Origin of the sequence: Glaciecola sp. KUL10, from assembly GCF_003203515.1 — a bacterium.
Lineage (GTDB): Bacteria > Pseudomonadota > Gammaproteobacteria > Enterobacterales > Alteromonadaceae > Glaciecola.
The window spans coordinates 54,220-78,121 of sequence record NZ_BGNG01000014.1 but is presented as its reverse complement, the minus strand read 5'-3'; the positions used below and the strand labels follow the sequence as shown (position 1 = coordinate 78,121).

Below are 23,902 nucleotides of genomic sequence, written 5' to 3'. Positions count from 1 at the left end.
AAATTCGAACTCAATAAGTCTGCGCTATAGTGTCCAAACTAAGCTCTTTGACTTATGGCTTAACTTCAAAACCAATTCTATTTATTTAACGCCGTTTATTTGTGACGCAATAAAACTTTAGGCTTTTGAATTCACCTTGATTACTTTAATCTATGTTCATCCTTAACCTGTCGGACTCGTATCATTAAAAACGTCTGCTTTTATGCAAATTCTTCTTTTGAAATAGGTGCTGGCCATATGATGCGCTGTTTAGCATTGGCACAGGCTTTTATCGAAAAGGAGTACCGCGTACATTTTGTTTATAAAAAATGTCTTGTAAATATTTTAGGTGTGCTACATGAGAATAACATCAATACTGAGGAATATCTGGGTGATAACTTCACCGGTTCGGAGTTATTTTCGCAAATTAGCATGAATTGCTTAGTGGTAGATGATTACTCATTATCAGTAAAAGAACAAACAGCGCTTAAATATTTGGTGCTTCAGCCCAAGCAAGATCGGCTTAAGGTAATTGCAATAGACGATGCCATCGATCTAGATAGCGTGCACGCTGATCTTATAGTGAATCACGCTGAGAATGCTTCAATAGACTATTATAAGAGAAGATTTAAACCAGAGTCCTTATTGCTCGGTAAGCAGTATGCATTAATTCGAAGGGAATTTCGTCTAACAGCAAATAATGATACTAAACAGAATCAAAGTTCCCGATTGTTAGTGACTATTGGTGCGACCGACGTAAAAGAAATTTCACTAGATTTAGTCGTTGAGATTAAGAAACACCTTCCTGATACACCTGTAACACTAGTGCTCAATCGTGTTAGTGACTCGCAACGCGAACTGCTTTCATCATTAGAACGCCTCCCGAGTATTGAAGTTTTATCAAATGTTAAAGACATGGCTGAGCATATGCGACAGTCTACGTTAGCAATAACGGCTGCTGGAGGCACGCTCAACGAACTAGCATGTTGCGGTGTACCGTCAATTGCTTTAGTAATTGCGGACAATCAATTGCCAGCGCTAAGTTCGTCCGATAATAATCAATACTACAAAGCGATAGATGCGAGAGCATATCAGCCAAATGACACTAAATATTTAGAATCCAACCAACGCTTACTTGTCGAAATTGTTCGTCAAACCAAAGAATTATGGCGCGATAACTGCTTGTTGAACGATATGAATAAACGCGCTAAACAAGTCGTCGATGGAAAGGGTTGCTTAAGAATTATTGAGGCATTCGAAAACACTATCTGACTACTAATATACAAAGCTTAGCTACTATATTAATAGGACTTACATGAGTCTAAAAAACAATTTTTTGAATGAGATAGAGATTGCCGGAAGAAAAATAGGCAATAACCATCCGCCTTACCTTATTGCAGAACTGTCAGGTAACCATAAAGGAAGCCTAGAAGAAGCATTAAATTTGATCGACGCTGCCACTGACGCTAATGCAAGTGCAATAAAAATTCAAACCTACACCGCAGATACGATCACTCTTGAACATGATGGACCAGAATTTTGTCTTACAGATGGTTTGTGGAAGGGAAGAACGCTACATAATTTGTATCAAGAAGCACATACTCCATGGGAGTGGCACCAAGCTCTTTTTGAAAAGGCTGCTAGCCGAAATATTCCCATTTTTTCGTCGCCCTTTGATAGTTCCGCTATTGATCTATTAGAGTCGTTAAATTGCCCAGCTTATAAAATAGCCTCGTTTGAGATTAACGATATCGGTTTAATAAAGCATGCTGCGTCGACAGGCAAACCCATGATCATCTCTACTGGCTTGGCCACATTAGATGAGATTTATGAGGCGGTTGAAGCGGTTGCTGATGGTGGCGGGAAGCAGCTTGCTCTACTGCATTGCATAAGTGGTTACCCTGCACCCATCGAAGACTGCAACTTAGCGACCATTGAAGATCTTAAGAAAAGGTTTTCTTTTCCAATAGGACTGAGTGATCACACTATCGATAATACTGCTTCTATAGCCGCTGTGTGCCTCGGAGCATCAGTTATCGAGAAGCATTTTGTAATCGACAAAAATGATGGTTCAGTAGATGCAGCCTTCTCTCTAGAGCCCGCACAATTTAAGCAATTAGTCTCCGAAACAAATAGAGTTAAATCAGCCATTGGTCGTGCTGGGTATGAATTGAAACCTAGTGAAGAAATAAATCGAAGATTCAGAAGGTCGCTGTACTGCAGTCAAAGCATCAAGAAAGGTGAAGTATTCACGAATCAAAACGTAAGATCTGTGCGACCTGGTTTAGGTTTGCATACTCGTTATCTACCTGAAATTTTAGGCAAGGTCGCTAATCAGGATATTAACTTTGGTACCCCCTTAGACGCGGCTTATGTCGAAAATTTTACTGAACGAGCAAGAGATATTCAAAGGTGAAGATTGTGTGCATCAGCCAAGCTCGCCTTGGCTCAACGAGACTTCCACAAAAAGTGCTTAAAGAAATTAACGGTATAGCGCTGATAGACTACCATTTTGAGCGTCTAAAAAGCAGTCACCTTGTCAACGAACACTGGCTGAGTACGAGCGAGTTGGCGCAAGATGATAAGTTGGCTAATCATGCGACTGATAAACGGTGGCCATGGTATAGAGGCAGTGAAGACAATGTACTTGAGCGTTTTTATTTAACTGCTACGGCCGCTGGTTGTGCCAGTGATGATGTGATCGTTAGACTCACTGGTGATTGCCCTTTAATATGCCCAACTGTGCTTGATGAAACAATTAAGGCTCACCTTAGTAACAATCCAAGTGGTTACACACATTTTGTCAAAGAGTCACTTCCAAGAGGGTTTGACGTCGAAGTGTTTTCAATGCAAAACCTGGAAAATGCTTGCCGAAATGCGACAACGGATGCGCAAAAAGAACACGTGACTTTATATATGTATGCTTATTCTAAAAACGTGGAAATTCTCTCTCTCCAACTTGGAAAAATTGGATGGGGCGACTACCGTTTATGCGTTGATGAGCAAGCTGATTTTGAAACTGTCCAAGCCCTTGTCGATTTGATTCACGACAACGGCAAAGATTGGAAAACCATTTCTGCTTATGAAATTTGTGAATTGCTAGATAAGCATCCAGAAGTCGCGAATATCAACAAAGAGGTTACGCAAAAGACGGCCCATTAAGTGCCCTGAAACACTTGTCTACGCTTATTCTGGCAGATCCGAATTTGGATATTGAATATGCATGTGGCGAGCATACGCCACTGTAAACGCTTGCTCTTGAAACACTTTTAAACCAGTTTCAGAAAACTCTACAGAGACTGGGTTTTTCTTGAGAATATTTTTAAGCTCGCTAGCCGTCATTAATTCAACCTCAAGTTCTTCAATCAGCTGAATGGCTGCTTCCATTTTAAAGCCAAGCGCACCACCTGCAAACTTACCTTTTAATGGGCGTTCTTTAATGACCACTCGCTCAATTTGGTAGTCTTGCATTAGTTTTGCAAAAGTTGACTGAAAGTATCTGATATCACCAGTGCGATTTTGCTTGCTGAATTCTACTTTTCTCACGCGGCACTCAGGTAACGAAAACAAGCCTTCTTGATAGTTAAGTAGACAAATTACCGCTTCGGTTCCTTTAATTTCAACACCACAAATCTTCATTTACTTTCCTCAAATATAAATAGGTGTAGCACAATGTCGAAATTATAACGGAATTCTTATGCGCTATCCCATAATTCGCATTCACACAGCAAACTTTATAGAGAGCCTAAATATATTCAACTTTACCTTTTAAAGTAATTTGCTCACAATTAGCCCAAGAAATCTAAAAAGAGCTTTTACATTGCCATCGCTTCAGTCGCTTCACACTTTCGGACTCAACGCTCAAGCGTTGGATATTCAATTTCTTAATCATATTGATGACCTATCAAATTTAAAAGAAATGATGCTTAATCATCAATGCATGATTTTGGGTGAGGGCAGTAATACAGTATTTATTGAAGATTTTGACGGCAGTGTGCTAGTCAATAAACTCAAAGGAATTGATGTTAAAGAAAACGATAATGAATACCTAATTGAGGTTGCCTCTGGCGAAAGCTGGCATGAATTCGTATTGTTTTGCCATGATCACCAAATGTACTCTTTCGAAAACCTCGCATTGATTCCCGGAACGGTAGGTGCAAGTCCCATTCAAAATATTGGTGCTTATGGTGTCGAGGTAAAAGACTTTATAGAGTTTGTAGAGTATTTTGACTTTGCGAGTGGAACCATTAAAAAGCTGTTGAAAGATGAATGTCAATTTGGCTATAGAGACAGTATTTTCAAGTCTGGTAATTTACCTCCGTTCTTTATTACTAAGGTAGGTTTTAAAGTAAGAAAAAATGCAAAGTTAGTAAACACCTACTCACCTTTAGATGAAATAAAAGCCTTGTCTCCTAGTAGGATCCTAGAAACTGTTATTGAGACTAGACAAGCCAAACTTCCAGACCCCAAAGACCTCGGGAATGCAGGAAGCTTTTTTAAGAATCCGGTGATATCCAAACGCCATTACCAGACAATTCTAGACCTCGATGCTGCCTGCCCAAGTTACCCTGTAGATAACGAGTTTGTAAAATTACCCGCGGCCTATTTAATTGATCAATTAGGGTTTAAAGGTTCGAAGTTGGGCGGAATAGCCTGTCATGAACGTCAGCCGTTAGTACTCGTAAATTTAGAAAATGGAAGTGGTAACGAGCTAATTGAATTAGCGCACAATATTTGTCAAAAGGTATGGGAGCGGTTCTCAATTAAACTTGAAAATGAGGTTCGATTAATTGGTAAACAAGGGTTAATCTCACTATGAAAAAGGCAGTAGAACAAACTCGTACCTCGCTTATCCAAATATTAGCCAATGGCGAATTTCACTCAGGGCAAGTATTAGGTGAGCGACTTGGTATATCTCGCGCGGCCATTGCGAATCATATAAAAGCGCTGCAAAGTCTGGGGATCGAAGTGTTTAGTGTGAGAGGTCGAGGCTATAAATTAGATAAACCTTTAAATATGCTAAGCGCTGATAAAATATTGGAAAACACCAAGTTTACCCAACGTAATCAATTGCATATTGCTAACATTATTGCTTCAACCAACGATTATATAAAAGACCATTTATCGAACTTATCTTCTGGCTTTTGTTGTATTGCTGAGGCACAAACGAAAGGAAGAGGAAGAAGAGGGCGCACATGGGTTTCACCTTATGGCGCGAACATTTACTTGTCAATGAATTGGAAGTTTAGTGGTGGCTACCAATCTATAGCTGGTCTAAGCCTATTAATTGGGTTATCAATCAACCGCACTCTAAATGACATTGGTATCAATAGTGCAAAGTTAAAATGGCCGAATGACGTCTACATTAACAGCAAAAAACTTGCAGGTATATTAGTCGAGGTTGAAGGACAAGTAGGGGGTGACACTCATGCGATAATCGGTTTGGGATTAAACGTCTCTATGCCAACTGATACTAAAGGAATTGATCAACCATTTATCGATTTACAAAGCCTTTCTTCTACTCATTTTGATAGAAATGAAATCGTCGCTTACTTGCTAAATCATCTCAATGAAATGTTAGTAGAGTTTGAGCGTTGTGGGCTGACACCCTTTTTAGATGAATATAAGGCATCAGATTTATTTTGTGACAAACCAGTTAGACTAATCTCAGGAACCAATGAAGTGTTGGGAATTAGTCGAGGGATAAATGAAACCGGTGCTTTGTTAGTCGAAATTGATGGAGTAATCAGTGCTCATTATGGTGGTGAGATAAGTGGAAACGAAATCAGTGTTAGGACTCAATAGTGTTGGCGCGAAACTTCAATATGGCAAATAGAACAAAATGACATCGTTACTGCTTGATGTCGGCAATACTCACGTTCATTACTGCGTATCTCAACGGGCATTTTCAGTGCACGAAAGTCCTGATATCCAGCATATACGTATTGATCAGTTACAAGGGCTTTTCGATAGTTTATTAAGTAGACACTCGGCTATTGAAGACATTTATTTGGCGAATGTAAACAATAGGGCTTGTGAAGCGTTAGTGACGCGTTTATGTGAAATTCATGGTTTGTCGCTTATTTGTGCTTCGACACAGTCTAGCTCTTTTGGGCTAAGCAACAGTTATCAAACCCCATTAAATATGGGCGTTGACCGATGGCTTGCCATGCTCGCTTGTCACAACATGATTTTATCAAATAAGGAAACAAAGGATTTCATTGTTTTTGACCTCGGTACAGCAATCACTACAGACGTTGTGAACGATGGCAAACATATTGGTGGATGGATAGCGCCAGGATATCAAACCTTAAAATCGGGTTTACTCAAAAATACGAGCAAAGTATTCGCCGATAACTCCAAAAAAGACTATTCATCTTGGTTTGGAAACGATACACCTGATTGTGTAGAACTCGGTTTACGTTCTCAAATTCAAGGTGGTTTTGAATTAGCTGTTCAAGAAGTGAGCAAACGAACAAGTAATTTTAAAATATATGTCACAGGTGGGGATCGCCACATGATTAATTTAGATAAATATCCAATGTCAGAAATACATGAAAACTTAGTTTTACATGGTTTAAGTCTATATATTGATTAAAAATCATCACTATTATGGCGTAAAAATAAGCGCATAAAAAAAATATTAAAAAAAAGCGCTTTTTTTTGCAATTGGTGCTTGCCACATGCAGATCATTTCTTTAATATGCGCACCCACTTGATGACGTGCCGACTTAGCTCAGTTGGTAGAGCAACTGACTTGTAATCAGTAGGTCGCCAGTTCGATTCCGGCAGTCGGCACCATCAATCTCTGGAGGGGTACCCAAGCGGTCAACGGGAGCAGACTGTAAATCTGCCGGCTCAGCCTTCGCAGGTTCGAATCCTGCCCCCTCCACCACTTTTTCTTATATGGTGGATTAGAGAATATTGGGAATGAATGCGGGCATCGTATAATGGCTATTACCTCAGCCTTCCAAGCTGATGATGCGGGTTCGATTCCCGCTGCCCGCTCCATTAACGTGCTGATATGGCTCAGTTGGTAGAGCGCACCCTTGGTAAGGGTGAGGTCGGCAGTTCGAATCTGCCTATCAGCACCATCTCTTTCTCACTCTTCCATATATATAGATTATTTTTTTAACTAACTTTGCTGGGAAAATTTAAAATGGCAAAAGAGAAGTTTGAACGTACGAAACCGCACGTAAACGTAGGTACAATCGGCCACGTTGACCACGGTAAAACAACCCTTACTGCAGCAATCACAACTGTTCTAGCAAAGACATACGGTGGCGCAGCTCAAGCATTTGACCAAATCGATAACGCTCCAGAAGAGCGTGAGCGTGGTATCACAATCGCAACGTCTCACGTTGAGTACGATACTCCGTCTCGTCACTACGCACACGTTGACTGCCCAGGGCACGCCGATTACGTTAAAAACATGATCACGGGTGCTGCGCAAATGGACGGCGGTATCTTAGTTGTTGCGGCAACTGATGGCCCTATGCCACAAACACGTGAGCACATCTTGTTAGGTCGCCAAGTTGGTATTCCTTACATGATCGTATTCATGAACAAATGTGACATGGTTGACGACGAAGAACTACTAGAATTAGTAGAAATGGAAGTTCGTGAGCTATTAACAGAATATGAATTCCCAGGTGACGACTTGCCAGTTATCCAAGGTTCTGCACTTAAAGCCCTAGAAGGCGAAGCAGAATGGGAAGCTAAGATTGTTGAGCTAGGCGAAGCACTAGATTCATACATCCCAGAGCCAGAGCGTGACATCGACAAGCCATTCATCCTACCAATTGAAGATGTATTCTCAATTTCAGGTCGTGGTACGGTAGTAACCGGTCGTGTTGAGCAAGGTATTGTTAAAGTAGGTGAAGAAGTAGAAATCGTTGGTATCAAAGATACAACTAAGACGACTTGTACAGGTGTTGAAATGTTCCGTAAACTTCTAGACGAAGGTCGTGCGGGCGAGAACGTTGGTGTACTACTACGTGGTACTAAGCGTGAAGAAGTAGAGCGTGGTCAAGTATTGGCTAAGCCTGGTTCAATCAACCCACACACACAGTTTGAAGCTGAAGTATACGTACTAAGCAAAGACGAAGGTGGCCGTCATACTCCATTCTTCAAAGGCTATCGTCCACAGTTCTACTTCCGTACAACTGACGTAACAGGTGCGGTAGAGTTACCAGAAGGCGTAGAAATGGTTATGCCTGGTGACAACTTGAAATTCAAAGTTGAATTGATTGCCCCAATCGCGATGGACGAAGGTTTACGCTTCGCAATCCGTGAAGGTGGTCGTACAGTAGGTGCAGGTGTTGTAGCGAAAATCATCGCTTAATCACTGTCTTACAGACGAATAAAAAAACGGCGCTCACAGAGCGCCGTTTTTGTTTGTACAGTAATCACTATAAGCTACGAAGAATAGTCATTCCCGCGCATGCGGGAACTTCCTTGGAACACCGCGATTTAAAAACATCCACCATCGCACTGCGTAAGCCATATTCAGCTTTTGCCAGATGAGCATGTCCCCTTTATAAAACCACTTTACGGCATCCATGCCCGTTTCTAGCGCCACGTCCTTGTGGCACAAGATTTTATAAAGGGGAAACGCTCATCTGACGCGCTGAATGTTTTTTGGTACTGTATGCTCAATAATATGGTTGGTGGTTGATTTACGAGATTCCTTCATGCGAAGGAATGACGTTGAAATTTGTTACATCGAAGGAACGTCATTACCGAGACATCGGTAACCTCCTTGGAACAATACAAAATTAGCAACAAAGAAACGTCATCACCCAATAATCAACTTCATTACCGAGACATCGCTAACCTCTTTGGAACCAAATAACTAAAACAAAAGAACTTACACAACATGTCACCAGAATTATCTATCATCCTACTCGTACTCATCGTCGTAATCATCGCTTACACATCCATCTACCCAAAAGTAGCAGGCAATGATCTCACCAAAGTCTCAATGTGCGATCTTTTCGTGTCTGGATTCGTTTTGGCAGGCGTTGGTTTTAAATATTGGGGAACTGACCAAGCCTTCAGCTTGATACTATTTAAAACCAACTGGTTTTGGTTTACCTTTATAGTGCTTGCGCTGATCGAGGCGCCAACTGTATTTTTGTATTCGAAGAAACACAATATGAAGTTATAGTGGGATAGACTCAAGAACAAAGCCTTAGCATTAATTACAGGACAATGACGATGAATATCGATTGGATGATGATTTTACAATTACTTCTTGGTTTAGTTATGGTGCTAGCCACGGTAGGAATACTCATTTTTGTCATTATACATTTCGCAAAAAAAGCAGGTGATAAGCGTGAACTACATCGTGGATGAATAAGGAACAAAGTATTGAATAAACGACCAAAAGTGCAACGTACCATCGGTATATTGGGGGGCATGAGCGATAAAGCGACGGCCGAATACTATCGAATGATAAACGAGGGTGTTAATGCTAAGCATGGTGGTTGGGATATCGCTGAAATAGTAATTCAAAGTGTCAATTTCGGTAATATTGAATACTTTGTGCGTGAACAAAAGTGGGATCTGGCCAGAGAATACCTTGAGAAAAAGGCGTTGCTAACTGAAAAAGGTGGGGCAGATTTCTTAATTTGTGCATCAAACACTATGCACAAGGTACTCGATCGCTTAGATGAAATTTTAAGTATTCCGTTTATTCATATTAGCGACCCTACTGGGGAAGCTATTTTAAAAATGGGGTTAAATAAAGTCGGGCTGTTAGGGACAAAACCGGTTATGGAGGCAAGCTTTATAAAACAACGCCTTAGGTCAAAGTACAACATTGAGGTTATTGTTCCTTCTGAGGAGGACCAACTGAGTGTAGACAAAATTATATTCGATGAATTGGTAAAGTCTAAAATTAGTGTTACTTCTGCAAAACGTTATCAATCAATTTGTCGCGTACTACAAAACAGAGGGGCCCAAGCTATTATCATGGGATGTACGGAGATTTTCTTATTGTTGAAGCAAGAGGATATTCCTGACCTTCCACTCATTGATACCACTGAACTTCATACCAAAGAAGCTGTAAGACTGGCACTTTCGTAACTAGCGTATAAATGCTCAAAAAACACCCTGCGATAAACATATAACGCCTACTAATCATGTTTTGTGTCCAATCACTCAATCAGAGTGACGAAAGTTACGCTATTTGTTATTAGTTCGCCACTGTGATTCTTTTAGTTAAAATCAACCTATAAAAAAGCTCATAAAAACAGAGACATATAAAATTCATTTTGTTCGTGAATCAGCTTCACAATAGGCCATTATTTGCCCATATTTCAAAGCTGTGATGATATCGCCCTGCAGGTTTTCACTCAAAACCATTAATCTCACAAAAATAAAAAATCGATTTAGTTAACACAGGGAATCATATGAAACAATTTAAATATAAAACGGCAGCACTCGCCGTGGCTTTTTGCATTGGTGTATCAACAACATCTGCACATGCTAAAAATATAGTTGGGAGCTTAGCTAGCGACTCTGGTGTAAACCTTAACAATGTAATAGTCACGGTTGAAAATCCGGAAACTGGGTTAGTACGAACAATTGAAGCGACAGACGGTGACTTTCGGTTTCCTTTGCTACCCGCAGGTCAATACAGGGTTACAGCGAGAAAAGATGGGTTTCAAACTGTGGTACAAGAAGGTGTAAGAGTAGGGCTAAGCGGCACAATTAATTTAGATCTTGTCATGCTACAAGACAATGTTGAGCGTGTTGAGGTCGTTGGCTCCGCAATATCACTAGTGGACGTCAGTAGCAGTTCAACCGGCATTCGAGTCGATGGATTTACACTCGAAAAAGTCCCTGTGCCGAGAGATTTAACTGGGGTTGCTTTACTTACACCAGGAGCAACGCAGGGAGATGAAGACTTTGGAAATGTTGCATCCATCGGAGGCGCATCAGCCGCGGAAAATGCTTTTTATATAAATGGGTTAAATATCACTAACTTTAGAACGGGGGTTGGTTCTAGTAACCCTCCATTTGAAATGTATGAGAGCTTTGAAGTTCAAACTGGCGGCTACTCGGCTGAATTTGGTCGTGTAACAGGCTCTGTTATCAATGCAAAAACGAAAAGTGGTACAAACGAGTTTAAATGGGGGGCGAATATATATTGGGAGCCAGATGCGCTCCGAGAAGATAGACCCTCTGTCCTTAGGCCCGGTAGTGACTTATTTTTAATTGATAATACACAAGATACAAATGATTTTGCAGAATTTAACTTATGGGCGAGTGGCGCAATCATTGAGGACACCTTGTTTTTTTATGGTCTCTATAATCCGCGTTCAGATGTATTAGAGTTCAACAACCCACAAACGCAAAGTGGCAACGACATCCTACAAGAGAAACGAAAAGAAACAGATGAAGATGCATTTTGGGCGGCATCTATTGATTGGGTCATTAATGATTCAAATATTCTTAAGGTCACAGCGTTTTCAGATAAGAGTGAAACAATTACAGAGCGTGTGCCCACTACTAACGGCATTGCAAGTGGCGAGGTTGCCAAGGGTACAATAAAAGAAGGTGGTGAAAACTATATCGTCGAATACAACAGCATTATTAGTGATTCGTTTTCACTGTCAGCTTTGTATGGAGTGAATAAAACTGACCGCACCACTTCCAGTGACCTTGATGCCAACCCTGCAATCTTTAGACGATTTGATAGCACCGGGGCATTTGTTCGAGGCGGCAATTTTGCAAACTTTTTAGTCGATATAGGCGATGATAAACGTGAAGTCTATCGCATAGATGGTGACATCTACTTAGATGATCATACCATTAGGTTTGGTATTGATTCAGAAACGCTAACTGCAAACGCAAACACTTTAAATTCAGGTGGTGTTTATTACCTGATTTACGTAGACGATGAAACGGACCCGGCTAACCCAACTCCATATCAAGTAAGACGTCGTAACTATAGTACTGGTGGCTCATTTGAATTGAAAAACTTTGCTTACTATATTCAGGATGAATGGCAGGCAACAGAAAACCTAGTGATTAACGCTGGTTTACGCAATGATAGCTTTGAAAATAAAAATGGTGCTGGTGATACTTTTGTTGAACTAGAAGACAATTGGGGATTGCGTTTGGGCGCGGTATACGACGTCAACGGTGACGGTGATTCTAAAGTTTGGGCTAGTTATGGGCGTTACTATTTGCCGGTCGCCGCTAATACAAATATTCGCTTATCGGGGGCGGAAACGTTTATTCATGAATTCCGTGAATTTACTGGCTTTGCTGATCCTACATTAGATATACCAAATTTCGATGGGGCAATCACCCAAGACAACCAAGTTTTTGCTGATGGTGATGTACCCGCACCAGATGAGATTGTAGATGCTAGTCTAGAACCAATGTATTCAGATGAATTTATCTTAGGTTACAAATTTAAGCTAAATGATCAATGGAGCCTTGCTGTACAAGGAACATACAGAGAGTTAGCGACAACTATCGAAGATGTCGCTATAGACTTTGGATTTAATCAATATTTGGAACGTGAGTTTGGTATGTCATGTACCGAATGCTCAGGCTTTCATTATTATGTACTAACGAACCCCGGCAGTGACATCACCATTACAACTGATCCTGACGCTAATACAGACGGTCCACTTCCGCTTGATACTTACACTATACCAGCGTCTGATTTAAACTACCCAGAATCAATTCGTAAATATGCTGCGATTGATATCAACGCGACTAAAGCTTGGGATGGCAGGTGGTTCCTCGACGCTACTTACACCTGGTCACATAGTTGGGGGAACAATGAAGGATATATTCGTTCGGATAATGGGCAGGATGATGCAGGTTTAACAACTTTATTTGATCAACCTGGGTTGCTCGACGGTGCGTATGGGGACTTACCAAATGACCGTCGTCACAGTGTTAAGATCTTTGGTTCTTATGCCTTTACGGAAGCGTTTAATTTAGGTGTCAATGTGAGGTGGTCTACAGGGCGTCCTAAAAATGCCTTTGGCTATCATCCTACCGATTTATTTGCACGCGAATACCAGTCAGAGTCTTTTTATGCACAAGGTGAGTTAAGCCCGCGTGGTTCTAGAGGAAACACACCTAGCGTGTTATCCGTAGATTTAACAGCTAGTTACGATCTAGAGATCTTTGAAGACTACAATCTAACGCTTCGTGCCGACGTGTTTAACCTTTTAAACTCGGATACTGTCACTGAAATTAATGAGATATTCGATGATGAGGGGGCGAGCACCGCTGCGGGTGTGATACCAGATCGCAATCCAAATTATGGGCTTCCAACTGCATGGCAACAACCTAGATCGGTCAGGTTGAGTGCGTCGCTCAGCTTCTAAAAAGGCTTATCTTTTTATTGCTTTAAACACCGTCTTTTATTCAAGGCGGTGTTTTTTAATTAATGCCAATTTTAGCGGATAATAGCGCATAGCCCAAGACAGTAAATGGGACAGATAACAAGGTACTAATCGCAATGATATGTGCTGCTAAGATATGATTCCCGCCTATTTTGCGCACCATCACATAGCTCGCAGCTGCTGTTGGACAAACAGCCATCAAAAACACTACGCCTAAGGCCATCCCCTCAATATCGAAATATATTGCTACGGTAACTAAGAGTAATGGATAAAAAATACATTTCGCAAGAATACTTATACCTGCTGCTTTTGCATCGCTTGAAAAACTAGAGAAGCGCAAAGAGGCGCCTGTACACAATAGCGCTAAGGGAAGAGTGAGTTGTGCAAAATACCCGATGCTATTATCAATTGCATTTGGGATCGGCAACTTAAAATAGGCGACAGATAAACTCACTATAATAGCAATGATAATGGGATTGCTGGCAATTCCTTTTAAAACAATGGCGAGGCTTTGCTTGCCATCGTTGAAAATATTTAAAATACCAACAGACAACACATTATAAACAATAGTTAAGCAGCCCATATAAATTGAGGCATACGCTAACCCAATATCGCCATAGGCATTTTGACAATATGCTAGTCCAATGATGCCCATATTGGCTCTAAACGAGCCTTGAATAACAACTCCCCGATCACTTCGCCGTTCAATTAAAAAGGGGACTACCAATAGACTGACCACAAAAAATATTAAGGTACCACTAATTCCTACTGAAATAGTTTTCAAATCGGTCAAAGTGCTGAGATCACTTTTACTAATACTAGAGAATAAAAGTGCAGGTAAAGCAAAATGAAAAATAAGACGCGACGCGCGTTCAACAAAATCATCAGTCATTAATTTTTGTTTGTAAAGAAAGTAGCCAAACGCAATTAATAAAACGACCGGTCCAATAACCGAAATAGAAAAACTGAGTATGTGTGAAAGTTCCGGTTTCATTAAGTAGCATTATCCTAGATTTATTTGTGATTTATCTTTTCAGTTGAAATGGCCGTCTTGATTAGGCTTATTGACATCAAGTCTCAATTAACAGGGGTACATTATGAGCAGTAAGTATAAACAGTAATTTTTCTTTCGTATTCACTTTATTTCAATCAATAAAAAAGGGCTTCTTTCGAAGCCCTTTTGTTTAGATGTTTACATCTTAGCTAATTACGATTTTACTCGTAAGTATACTTCAGACGCAGGTAGTAGCCTGTTCCAAACATACGGTATGTAGATGGATCAGTTTTACCGTTGAAGCCTACATCGATAAACGGTGGAGCCTCATCAGTGATGTTAGTAATACCCATTGTAAACGTTAATGTATCGTCGTAAGTATAAGTACCAACGATATCTGAGTAATACTGAGCATCGATTTGTTGTAGATAAGGAGTACCGTCTGCATTATTAAGACCAAAACCTGTACCACCTTCAAGACCACTGATGTATTCACCAAGGTAGCTTACAGAGAAGTCACCTTTAGTCCACTGTAGTGAGATGTTAGCTTTGTCTTCAGCAAAAGCAGAACCGTTAAAGCGACCAACGAAGTCATCAACTGGGTTACCAGCGAATTGTACTTGCTCACGCTCTAATACGTGCGTCCATAATAATGATGCACGTAGGTCACCAATATCACTTGCGTAGTTCCAACGGAACTCAGTATCGATACCGGCTGCAGTCTCTTCACTTACGTTAAGTTGAGCATCAAGAATATTGTTGATTGAGTAATCGTTGTTACGAGTAATCAATGAACACGCTGCATCAACTTGCTCTACATAACATTGGTTAAGTGTAAATTGAACACCTAAAGAACTGATACCTTCTTCAAGTTCAATTGACCAATAGTCAGCGATGAACGTGAAGTTGTGGTCTCCAAACTCAGGAGAGTAAACAACACCAACTGTCACAGAATCACCAGTTTCTGGCTTAAGTTCTGGGTTACCACCAACACGGGCCAATACTTGGCTATCAGTTTGGATACCTACTTGAGCACAACCTGGTGGCAATGCTTCGCCAGCGTTAGGTACACAAGGGTCGTTATAGGTTGGGAATGAATCAACTTGTCCACCGAATAGGTCAGTGATGGTAGGCGCTCTAAATACTGTACCTACTGTACTACGAAGTTTAAGATCATCAAATACAGATACTTCAAGACCCAATTGGTATGTTGTGTCACTTCCAAATGCATCCCAATCATCGTAACGAACACCGGCTTTAAGTGCTACTTTTTGCTCGCCGTTATCAAAGATTGGTGCGTATAATTCACCGAAAATCGCGTTATTGATTAGTTCGCCAGTTGTACTTGCACCAACGTTACCTGTCACCGCACCAATAGTCTTAGCAGAATCAAGGATGTTTGCTAAGTCTTGACGCCAGTAGCTGTAACCTAGTGACCAACCAAGCTCACCGCCTGGAAGTTCTAGTGCGAAGCCGCTAATATTAGCACCGTATGTACGCTGGTTTTGAACGATTGAATCTACTGTATCTAGTGATACGTAGTCGATCATTTCTTGTGTAAGCGTTGTCACAGTTGGGTTACCAGCTGCATCAACAGCACCGCCACCAAACATGTTTAACGGTACACAACCAACAATAAGCGTGCCTGGATTGTTTACGTCAGCATAACACTCTGGAACACCGTCGCCGTCTAAATCAGCAGATGGGCCTAAAGCATTGAACAAGCGTGAACCTGAGAACTGACCAAAATCTTGGCTAGAGTTACTACGATGTCCTTGGTTGAAGTATACATCCCAGCTGTAATCATCTCCGAACTCACCTTCAAGCGCAGCAGTCCACTGGTATTGTGTGATTGTTTGTTCGAAGCGACGGTTTGTTTCGATCATACGACGACGTGGGTTTACTACCGGCTCGTATACTAATGAAGTGCCGTTTGCTGCGTTGTAAGCATCAACTGCGCGACGTAGGTAGTAGTTGTCTTGAGAAATACCGGTAAATGCTACTGTTTCGCCAGTTGCTGGATCATCGTAGAAACCATCATACATTGGGTCACCGCCAGTAAATGGAAGTGGCGCTAACTGCTGTGCAGAAGTACGTTGGTTACCACGGAACTCAGCACTGAAACGGATGTTGTCAGTTAAGTCAAAGTTCGCTTCAGCAAAAACGTTCGTTCTTTCATAAGGTGTTTGCATGTAGTTAACTGGTGCGTAGTTGTAAGTACGACCATCATGCGGAACCATCAAACCAACTTCGTTTGGCTGAGTTGCTGGTGTGCCGATTAGGAATAAACCTTGGCTGTAGAAAGATAAACGTGACTCAGGAATACGTGAAGAACCGATTGGGTAACAACCGCCTTGTGGCGTGCCGTCATATGGTGCTGCAACTTGGTTTTCACAACCTGCTGGATAAATGTAGAAAGAGTTCTGCATGAAGTCCCAAGGCGTATCGCTTTGGAAAGCTTCTTCTTGCTCAACACGTTCTGCACCGAATACGAAGTTACCTTCAGCGAATGTTTTACCAACAATCAATGAAAGTGAATCTTGGCCTGCGCCTTCTGTGTCGTTCCAATCAGAAGTTTGAGCTGTTATTTCAACACCGTTGAAGTCTTTACGCGTTACGATGTTTACAACACCTGCAACCGCGTCAGCACCGTATACAGCTGATGCACCATCTTTAAGAATTTCAACTTGCTCAATCATGGTTGATGGGATGGTTTGGAAATCACCACCGTCAACAGTACGCTTGCCGTTTACTAGTGTAAGTGTACGAGCCGTACCTAAACCGCGAAGATCGATTTGAACTGAACCATTACCGCCGTTGTTTGTCGTAGTACCAATTGGTGAACCAGACATTGAAGGAATACTTTGAAGAAAATCACCGATATCAGTTAAACCTGAAAGCTCTAAAGCTGCACGATCAAGGATCGTAACTGGGCTTGCGCTTTCGATATCAGTACGTTTGATACGAGAACCAGTAACCGAGATTTTTTCGACTACATCGCTGTCGGCATTTGGTGTTTCTTGAGCAACTACGGCGTTAGACGCTAAAGTTGCAACAGACGCACCTCCAACAAGCAAAGCCAATCTAACTGACTTTGTCAATTTAGAGTTCGTAAACATTTATGTCTCCCTAGACAATATTTTCGAGTTATTTTGTTGTCGCTTTTTTACGACTATTATATATCAAAAGGCAATGAGCCTTTTCGTCACTATATACGTACAATCGCCCTTGGGTCAATAAAGAAAGTGACGGTTTTGTGACACGTGCGTGATAGAAAATAGGAAGTTTTAAGCTTTTGTGAGGAATATGTTATACAAAATAACGCTAATGAAATCCCATCAACGCCTCTTTTCTTCTTCTGTAATAACTAGTTACAACTTAATTATTGAACAAATTTCGTTTGTATATTTAACAATTGTAAATTAGTCATTTATTTGGCTTTTTTTTTGCGATTAAACTCCAAGCCATTGGATTTTTAATACCAGTTGCATAAAATTTGTCCGAAATTTGAATTTCGAAGCCCATATCAATCAACTTTAAGTTGATCTTTTCGAATGCCTCTTGGCTGATAGCGCACTCACACATGCTTTTCATTCTGCGAATGTAAGCCTCTAATTCAGCTTCCATTTTATCTAGCCAACCAAGTACTTCGCTTGGGTCGTAAGCAGGCATATTAGAGTGAATATTACCTATATCATTATACAAGCGAGATATTGTGCCGGCCGCCACTTCCGTTCCATATTGACGCATTATGTTTTCTAGTTCGCTAATTGCTGGAGATAACAGTTTCGCCGCATTGTCATAGGCTTCGCGAGGAGCGCCTCGCACAGCCGCAAAACCTGCCGAAAACATATCTTTAGCTTTTTCAATAAAAGCAGCTTGCTGCAACAATTCTATTGCGGTGTAGCTCTGCTGACATTCGGTATAAATATGACTTTGTTTCAGATGCATTACCAATATAATCGTACCACCTTCTGATACTAATCTTGCTGCTTCAAAAATAGCATCAACACCCGCGTACTCTATACCGTATTGACTTACCACTAGCTCAAAAGCATTATCTGGCAGTTCAATTTTGTTCGCATCACTAACGATGCCATTTACATTGGGAAATCGCTTATGAATGTTTTTTATTGCCGCGTCTGAAATATCCACGCAAGAAAATGACATTATCTGCTCATTAAATACCTCATGAGCTATCTGAACCAATGCACCATTTCCACTTGCGATATCCAATATTGAAAAGGCTTCTTGTTGTTGCTTTAGTTGCTCAAACGTTGACATCCAAAATGCTTGATGCGCAGGATGATTAGCGCCACCTGCATTTAGTGCTGATGCTTCGCTAGTGCCTTTCCAAAATGTATCCCAGCTATTTGCGTGTTGATTATTATCAGACATGATTGCGTACTCTTATTATTATATTTGCGTCTATTGCCTATCCGACTATCGCTGTATTTTGAACGAGTTATATTTTGGAGGATAGATATCTTGAATGCTTAAATCGCTCGAAGTATAACAATCTTATGTACTTTGTTCATTTAATTCTCATGACCATGATTAGTGAATCAACTATTTAAAAAAGACTTTTATAAACTAGCGTCTGTGCATAATTTCTACTGCTTCAGTTCAATTTCATGTAGATTACTACACTTAAATTGAACTTAATTGTATGAATTGCGCACAGACTGCTGCAAAACCATACAGCAAAGGTCAATAGGCCCTAGATATTAGGATGATATTGCAAACGATTGCTGAGATAATCGAAACCAGATATAGAAAAACGACAGAATAATAATGAGTAGTCAAATAATAAGTTTGAGCGAAGTCGCTCGCAAAGCCGCGCGTGCGCAAGACTGGAATTTAGTTTATACCAATGCAAATGCCATTTTAAATCTAGATCCTCAACACCCCGAAGGTCACTTCTTAAGTGGTTTAGTAGAAAGAGTCGCTAACCGGCCTTTGCGCGCTATAGCTGCGTTTGAGCAAACACTTCGACTGGATGCTAATCGTTATGATGCTGCGGTTGAGTTGGCTAATCAGTTTTCAGTAGCGAGACGAAATAAAGAAGCGCTTGAATTACTTGATACTTATCAAGATAAACTTAGCAATAGTTCTATGTATTTGGACCTTGCGGGAACTGTCTACACTGAAATAGGTTTGCCAGAAAAAGCGCTTCCGCTATATGAAAAGGCAAATCAAGTGCAGCCCGGTATCGATTTGTTCCAAGCTAATTTAGCGTCTTGTTATGTGTTTTTAGGCAAAATCAAAGAAGCAAAAGACATTTATCAAAGCTTGCTACAACGCTTCCCCAAACATCAACGCAATCACTATCAATTATCCCGTTTAGAAAAGGCAAAAGACAAGGCGCACATTGAACAAATGGAAGCGCTCTTGGTCGGTGCAGAACAAGCACCCGATCAATTTATCTTTTTATATTTTGCAATCGGTAAAGAGTATGAAGATCTTGGGGAGTGGGACAAGGCGTTTGAATACTATCAAAAAGGCGGCGATGCGGTTACGTCAGTTGCGAAATACAACATCAAAACTGATTTAGACATTATTGATGCTGTGATCGAGTCGTGTACCAAAGAATGGCTTGAGACTCCTTTTGAATCACCAGAAAACACTGCGGCTAATAAGCCAACAGACAAAAAGACACCTATATTTATAGTGGGCTTACCACGCACGGGTACGACCCTTACAGAGCGTATCATCTCTAGCCATTCACAAGTCCAAACAATAGGTGAAACGCAGTTTATGCAAATGGTATTGCGCAGAGAAAGCGGGGTGCAAACCATAGAGAATATGAATGCAGAGATGATCAAATCGCTTGTCGATAAAGACCCATCTAGTATCGCAAAAGGGTATTTGGATTGCGTTGATTATCGCTTAGGTGAGCAACAGTACTTTATTGATAAACTCCCCTTTAACTTTTTATTCTTAGGGTTTATTGCAAAAGCTTACCCAGATGCCAAAATTATTCACTTAGGCCGCAACCCGCTTGATGCTTGTTTTTCAATGTATAAGCAAATTTTTACGTGGGCATATAAATTTTCATACTCTCAAGATGGCTTGGCACAATATTATTGTGCCTACGATCGCCTTCGCAATCATTGGCGAGATGTGCTGCAAGATAGGCTTATCGAAGTTGAATATGAAGCCATCGCCTCAAATACCGAAGCTGAGACTAAAATCCTGCTTGAAAAACTGGACCTAGATTTTGAACAAGCGTGCTTAGATTTTGATAAAAATGATGCGCCAAGTGCAACCGCGAGTTCGGTTCAAATCCGTGAAAAGGCTCACGTAAGGTCCATTGATAAATGGCGTAATTTCGAAAAACATTTAGCTCCTTTAAAAGAACACCTAGAAAAAGCAGGTATAAAACTGGGCTAAACATGCAATACGATTTTGGGCAACTCAGCCAACATGCTAGGCATGCGGTACAACGAAAAGACTGGGCAAATGTACATGCAATTGCCAGTCATATCCAAGTTAACTTTCCACAGCAGGCAGAAGGTTACTTTTTGGCTGGTCTGGCTCAAAAGGCTGCTAGAAGACCTGCCCAAGCGATTCAACTGTTTGCACAAGCCTTGAGTTTAGATAGTAAACGCTATGATGCTGCGATTGAAAAAGCCAGCCAGCATCTGGTGTTATTACAACACAATGAGTGCCATGCGTTACTCACCGAATATGAAACCTTGTTAGACAACAGTCCATTATATCTGGACATGGCTGCCAACCTCTACACTGGACTTGGTTTGCATTCAAATGCATGGCCTTTGTATCAACGTGCAAATGTGCTGCAAAGTGATGTGGATGCATTCAAAGCCAATTATGCAGCCTGCGCAGTTTTGCTAGGTAAAGTCAGTGAAGCCAAAGAAAAGTATGGGGCGCTGATCCAAAAGTACCCAAAGTATCAAAAGCATCACTATGAGTATTCAAAGTTAGAAGCCGTAAAAGACGAGCGTCATATAAAACAAATGCTAGATATCTTGGCACAAACAAACTTGTCTGCTGATAAAAACATCTACTTATATTATGCGCTTGCAAAAGAGTATGAAGATCTCGGCCAATGGGACAACGCGTTTTCATTTTACAAAAAAGCAGGTGATGCAGTACTAAGTGTCGCAAACTATCGAGTGGAGGATGAAATCGCTGTTCTTGAGCAAATTCAAGTATCCTGCACTAAGGCTTGGTTGGAAACCAGTAACCCAGCTATCAATGAGTCGCTCAAAACACCTATCTTTATTGTCGGTTTGCCCCGAACAGGCACAACACTTATCGAGCGAATTGCGTCTAGTCATTCGCAAATTGAAAGTGCCGATGAGACCTTTTTTATGCAAATGGCAGTTCGTGCAGCTAGCGGAGAAGGCGGGATACATGACCCAAGTGTGTCGACGATTAAATCAGCCGCAGCGAACAAAATAGAGCTGGTGGCAAACACTTATTTGAATGCGATTAAATATCGATTAAATAATAGCCCTTTGTTTATTGATAAATACCCATTCAATTATTTGTATTTGGGCTTTATTGCGAAGGCGTTTCCAAATGCAAAAATCGTTTACTTAAAACGACACCCCATGGATGCGTGTTTTGCCATGTTCAAGCAGTCGTTCTTCAAATTTGCATATTCCTTAGAAGACTTGGGCAAATACTATGTAGCGCAAGAAAAGCTCAGGCAACATTGGCAGTCTACGCTAGGTGAGCGGCTGATTGAACTCAACTATGAAGACATGGTGGCTGATCAAGAAGGGCAAACCAGAATGTTACTAGGTAAGCTCGGCGTTGAATTCGAGCAAGCTTGTCTGTCATTTGAACTTAATCCAGCCTCAAGTGCGACAGCTAGCACCTTGCAAGTTAGAGAAAAGATTCATTCAAGATCAGTGGGTAAATGGAAACACTTTAAGCAGCACTTAAAGCCGTTGCAAGACTACTTGCAACGGCATGGCATTATTGTTGATTAAATTGTTGATTAGCGCAGTTCTCTTCTAAGGATTTTACCCACTGCCGATTTGGGTAGTTCAGGGATGACGTTAACCTCTTTCGGGATTTTATAAGCGGTCAACGATTCTCGACAATACGCGATAACCTCGGCTTCATTATAATCACCATTAACGGTCACAAATGCACACACCTTTTCTTGTGTTTTTTCATCTGGTTTGCCGATAACAGCGGCTTCTAAAACGCTTGGGTGAAGCGTAAGTACTTCCTCTACTTCGTTAGGGTAAACATTGAAGCCAGAGACAATGATCATGTCCTTTAATCTATCAACGATTTTGATGCATCCGTCTTCTAAACGCACACCGACATCGCCAGTTTTAAAGTAACCGTCAGCTGTCATTACTTTTGCTGTCTCGTCAGGGCGCTGCCAATAGCCTTTCATCACTTGTGGCCCTTTGCAGGCGATTTGCCCTTCTTTGCCATCCTCGACCGGCTGATCATTTTCGTCGAGCAACAAAATATCGGTGCCATCAACAGGCAAACCAACGGTGCCAAGGTGTTCTTGACCGGGTTGATTAAAGGCAACTACTGGCGCTGTTTCGGATAATCCATAACCCTCTGTAATCGAGCAATCTGTTGTTGATTCCCACAGATCAGATGCTGATTTTGTTAGCGCCGTTCCGCCAGAAATAGTGAGCTTAAGCTTTGAAAAGTCTAACTTGGGGAACTCTGGGTGAGAACAAAGCCCCATAAACAGTGTATTTAGCCCAGCAAAGGCAGTGAATTTATGCGGTTTAAGCGCTTGCACAAAACTATCCATATCGCGAGGATTAGGGATAAGTAGGGTCATTGCGCCTTTTGCAAATAAGGTCATCATACACACGGTAAACGCGTATATGTGATAAAGCGGTAGTGGGCAGACGATGATCTCACTGCCTTCAGAAAAACGCTCACCCAAACGATTAAGTGTTTGTAAGCTATTGGCGAGGACATTTCGGTGGGTTAATTCTGCCCCTTTTGAGACGCCCGTCGTGCCGCCAGTATATTGCAAAATACAGGCATCATCTAAGGAAATTTCTGGACGCGGAGGAAGCGTTAAATCACTCGCTTCAGAAAAGACTTGCATGTAACAAGGGTAATCACTTTCCAAGGCTTTTTGAGTCAACATCTGTGGCGCGTCAGTGACCACTACCGTTTGAATATCACACTGTGATTTTATCGCTTCGTATTTATCTAAAAAGTCATGCAAAATCACCAAGGCTTTTGCACCAGAGTCTTTAAACTGATGCGCCATTTCTTTAGAGGTATAAAGTGGATTGGTGTTGACGACAACTAAACCTGCGCGAAGTGCACCGTAAACCGCTATCGGGTTTTGTAATAGGTTGGGCAGTTGAATTGCAATGCGATCGCCGGGCTGTAGATTTCCTTTTGCTAATAACCATGCACCAAATTGAGCTGAGCGAGTGTCTATTTCAGCGAAACTCATGCTTTGACCAATCGCATGATAAGCGGGTTTTTCGCCGTATTTCTTAAAAGTTGATTCGATATAGTCCGCAAGCGAGTTAACGTTATCGGGTAAAGTGACCGTTTGGCTCATCGGTGAAATCTC

General features: G+C 41.2%; 17 protein-coding genes and 4 tRNA genes. 16 read left to right on the top strand and 5 right to left on the bottom strand.

Translation table 11 applies throughout. The features are described 5' to 3' along the window. Positions 1–129: 129 nt before the first annotated feature. The 3 genes from pseG to KUL10_RS17300 are packed head-to-tail and all read left to right on the top strand — an operon-like array spanning position 130 to position 3,141. Positions 130–1,251 carry a UDP-2,4-diacetamido-2,4,6-trideoxy-beta-L-altropyranose hydrolase gene (pseG, locus tag KUL10_RS17310; protein WP_110430210.1) on the top strand — a complete coding sequence of 374 codons (1,122 nt, stop codon included), beginning with the start codon at positions 130–132 and terminating at the stop codon, positions 1,249–1,251. Between the two features lie 43 nt (positions 1,252–1,294). Further along, positions 1,295–2,395 carry a pseudaminic acid synthase gene (gene pseI / locus KUL10_RS17305; RefSeq protein WP_110430209.1) on the top strand — a complete coding sequence of 367 codons (1,101 nt, stop codon included), beginning with the start codon at positions 1,295–1,297 and terminating at the stop codon, positions 2,393–2,395. A 5-nt stretch (positions 2,396–2,400) separates the two neighbouring features. Then, entirely contained in the window at positions 2,401–3,141 is a 741-nt protein-coding gene (locus KUL10_RS17300; protein ID WP_158525418.1) for a cytidylyltransferase domain-containing protein, read from the top strand. Between the two features lie 24 nt (positions 3,142–3,165). Here the strand turns inward: KUL10_RS17300 and KUL10_RS17295 are convergent, their stop codons facing one another. Next, positions 3,166–3,618: a DUF3010 family protein gene (locus tag KUL10_RS17295; RefSeq protein WP_110430207.1), complete on the bottom strand. Its 453-nt coding sequence runs from the start codon at positions 3,616–3,618 to the stop codon at positions 3,166–3,168. A gap of 181 nt (positions 3,619–3,799) precedes the next feature. On the opposite strand from KUL10_RS17295, the gene murB reads away from it, so the two are divergent. The 11 genes from murB to KUL10_RS17240 all read left to right on the top strand — a co-directional run bounded on the left by murB (position 3,800) and on the right by KUL10_RS17240 (position 13,340). Next, positions 3,800–4,798 carry a UDP-N-acetylmuramate dehydrogenase gene (murB, locus tag KUL10_RS17290; RefSeq protein WP_110430206.1) on the top strand — a complete coding sequence of 333 codons (999 nt, stop codon included), beginning with the start codon at positions 3,800–3,802 and terminating at the stop codon, positions 4,796–4,798. Then, positions 4,795–5,784, top strand: a complete 990-nt coding sequence (gene birA, locus KUL10_RS17285) for a bifunctional biotin--[acetyl-CoA-carboxylase] ligase/biotin operon repressor BirA (RefSeq protein WP_110430205.1) — start codon at positions 4,795–4,797, stop codon at positions 5,782–5,784. Before murB ends, birA begins: the two co-directional genes overlap by 4 nt. 37 nt (positions 5,785–5,821) lie before the next feature. Then, positions 5,822–6,577 carry a type III pantothenate kinase gene (locus tag KUL10_RS17280; protein ID WP_110430204.1) on the top strand — a complete coding sequence of 252 codons (756 nt, stop codon included), beginning with the start codon at positions 5,822–5,824 and terminating at the stop codon, positions 6,575–6,577. 127 nt (positions 6,578–6,704) lie between these two features. Further along, positions 6,705–6,780, top strand: a tRNA-Thr gene (locus tag KUL10_RS17275). A gap of 9 nt (positions 6,781–6,789) precedes the next feature. Then, positions 6,790–6,874, top strand: a tRNA-Tyr gene (locus KUL10_RS17270). A 41-nt stretch (positions 6,875–6,915) separates the two neighbouring features. Then, positions 6,916–6,990, top strand: a tRNA-Gly gene (locus tag KUL10_RS17265). Positions 6,991–6,997: 7 nt separating this feature from the next. Then, positions 6,998–7,073, top strand: a tRNA-Thr gene (locus tag KUL10_RS17260). A 65-nt stretch (positions 7,074–7,138) separates the two neighbouring features. Next, positions 7,139–8,323, top strand: a complete 1,185-nt coding sequence (gene tuf / locus KUL10_RS17255) for an elongation factor Tu (RefSeq protein ID WP_110430203.1) — start codon at positions 7,139–7,141, stop codon at positions 8,321–8,323. A gap of 534 nt (positions 8,324–8,857) precedes the next feature. Then, positions 8,858–9,148, top strand: a complete 291-nt coding sequence (locus KUL10_RS17250) for a hypothetical protein (protein WP_110430202.1) — start codon at positions 8,858–8,860, stop codon at positions 9,146–9,148. A gap of 203 nt (positions 9,149–9,351) precedes the next feature. Continuing rightward, the gene (locus KUL10_RS17245; RefSeq protein WP_233499875.1) at positions 9,352–10,068 is read left to right on the top strand and encodes an aspartate/glutamate racemase family protein; all 717 of its coding nucleotides are present in this window, start codon (positions 9,352–9,354) and stop codon (positions 10,066–10,068) included. 326 nt (positions 10,069–10,394) lie between these two features. Then, positions 10,395–13,340: a TonB-dependent receptor gene (locus KUL10_RS17240; RefSeq protein WP_110430201.1), complete on the top strand. Its 2,946-nt coding sequence runs from the start codon at positions 10,395–10,397 to the stop codon at positions 13,338–13,340. Positions 13,341–13,395: 55 nt separating this feature from the next. On the opposite strand, the gene KUL10_RS17235 is transcribed toward KUL10_RS17240, so the two are convergent. From KUL10_RS17235 to KUL10_RS17225, 3 genes are all read right to left on the bottom strand, one after another. Further along, the gene (locus KUL10_RS17235; protein ID WP_110430200.1) at positions 13,396–14,352 is read right to left on the bottom strand and encodes an AEC family transporter; all 957 of its coding nucleotides are present in this window, start codon (positions 14,350–14,352) and stop codon (positions 13,396–13,398) included. A gap of 221 nt (positions 14,353–14,573) precedes the next feature. Next, on the bottom strand, positions 14,574–17,471 hold the full coding sequence (locus KUL10_RS17230) for a TonB-dependent siderophore receptor (RefSeq protein ID WP_110430199.1): 2,898 nt from the start codon (positions 17,469–17,471) through the stop codon (positions 14,574–14,576). A 307-nt stretch (positions 17,472–17,778) separates the two neighbouring features. Then, complete coding sequence (locus KUL10_RS17225) at positions 17,779–18,750, bottom strand: class I SAM-dependent methyltransferase (RefSeq protein ID WP_110430198.1); 972 nt, start codon at positions 18,748–18,750, stop codon at positions 17,779–17,781. 396 nt (positions 18,751–19,146) lie between these two features. Here KUL10_RS17225 and KUL10_RS17220 point away from each other — a divergent pair, with 396 nt between their 5' ends. Next, complete coding sequence (locus KUL10_RS17220) at positions 19,147–20,745, top strand: sulfotransferase (protein WP_110430197.1); 1,599 nt, start codon at positions 19,147–19,149, stop codon at positions 20,743–20,745. A 2-nt stretch (positions 20,746–20,747) separates the two neighbouring features. Beyond that, positions 20,748–22,316, top strand: coding sequence for a sulfotransferase (locus tag KUL10_RS17215; RefSeq protein ID WP_110430196.1), 1,569 nt, complete (start codon positions 20,748–20,750; stop codon positions 22,314–22,316). Between the two features lie 8 nt (positions 22,317–22,324). Here KUL10_RS17215 and KUL10_RS17210 read toward each other — a convergent pair whose 3' ends face one another. Then, positions 22,325–23,890 (bottom strand): AMP-binding protein, encoded by a 1,566-nt coding sequence (locus KUL10_RS17210; RefSeq protein WP_110430195.1) that lies wholly within the window; start codon positions 23,888–23,890, stop codon positions 22,325–22,327. Between the last annotated feature and the right edge of the window lie 12 nt (positions 23,891–23,902).

Bases quoted from the DNA above. Each gene is read 5' to 3' on its own strand.
- pseI (WP_110430209.1), top strand. From the start codon at position 1,295: ATGAGTCTAAAAAACAATTTTTTGAATGAGATAGAGATTGCCGGAAGA.
- KUL10_RS17295 (WP_110430207.1), bottom strand. From the start codon at position 3,618: ATGAAGATTTGTGGTGTTGAAATTAAAGGAACCGAAGCGGTAATTTGT.
- birA (WP_110430205.1), top strand. From the start codon at position 4,795: ATGAAAAAGGCAGTAGAACAAACTCGTACCTCGCTTATCCAAATATTA.
- KUL10_RS17280 (WP_110430204.1), top strand. From the start codon at position 5,822: ATGACATCGTTACTGCTTGATGTCGGCAATACTCACGTTCATTACTGC.
- tuf (WP_110430203.1), top strand. From the start codon at position 7,139: ATGGCAAAAGAGAAGTTTGAACGTACGAAACCGCACGTAAACGTAGGT.
- KUL10_RS17250 (WP_110430202.1), top strand. From the start codon at position 8,858: ATGTCACCAGAATTATCTATCATCCTACTCGTACTCATCGTCGTAATC.
- KUL10_RS17240 (WP_110430201.1), top strand. From the start codon at position 10,395: ATGAAACAATTTAAATATAAAACGGCAGCACTCGCCGTGGCTTTTTGC.
- KUL10_RS17235 (WP_110430200.1), bottom strand. From the start codon at position 14,352: ATGAAACCGGAACTTTCACACATACTCAGTTTTTCTATTTCGGTTATT.
- KUL10_RS17230 (WP_110430199.1), bottom strand. From the start codon at position 17,471: ATGTTTACGAACTCTAAATTGACAAAGTCAGTTAGATTGGCTTTGCTT.
- KUL10_RS17225 (WP_110430198.1), bottom strand. From the start codon at position 18,750: ATGTCTGATAATAATCAACACGCAAATAGCTGGGATACATTTTGGAAA.
- KUL10_RS17220 (WP_110430197.1), top strand. From the start codon at position 19,147: ATGAGTAGTCAAATAATAAGTTTGAGCGAAGTCGCTCGCAAAGCCGCG.
- KUL10_RS17215 (WP_110430196.1), top strand. From the start codon at position 20,748: ATGCAATACGATTTTGGGCAACTCAGCCAACATGCTAGGCATGCGGTA.
- KUL10_RS17210 (WP_110430195.1), bottom strand. From the start codon at position 23,890: ATGAGCCAAACGGTCACTTTACCCGATAACGTTAACTCGCTTGCGGAC.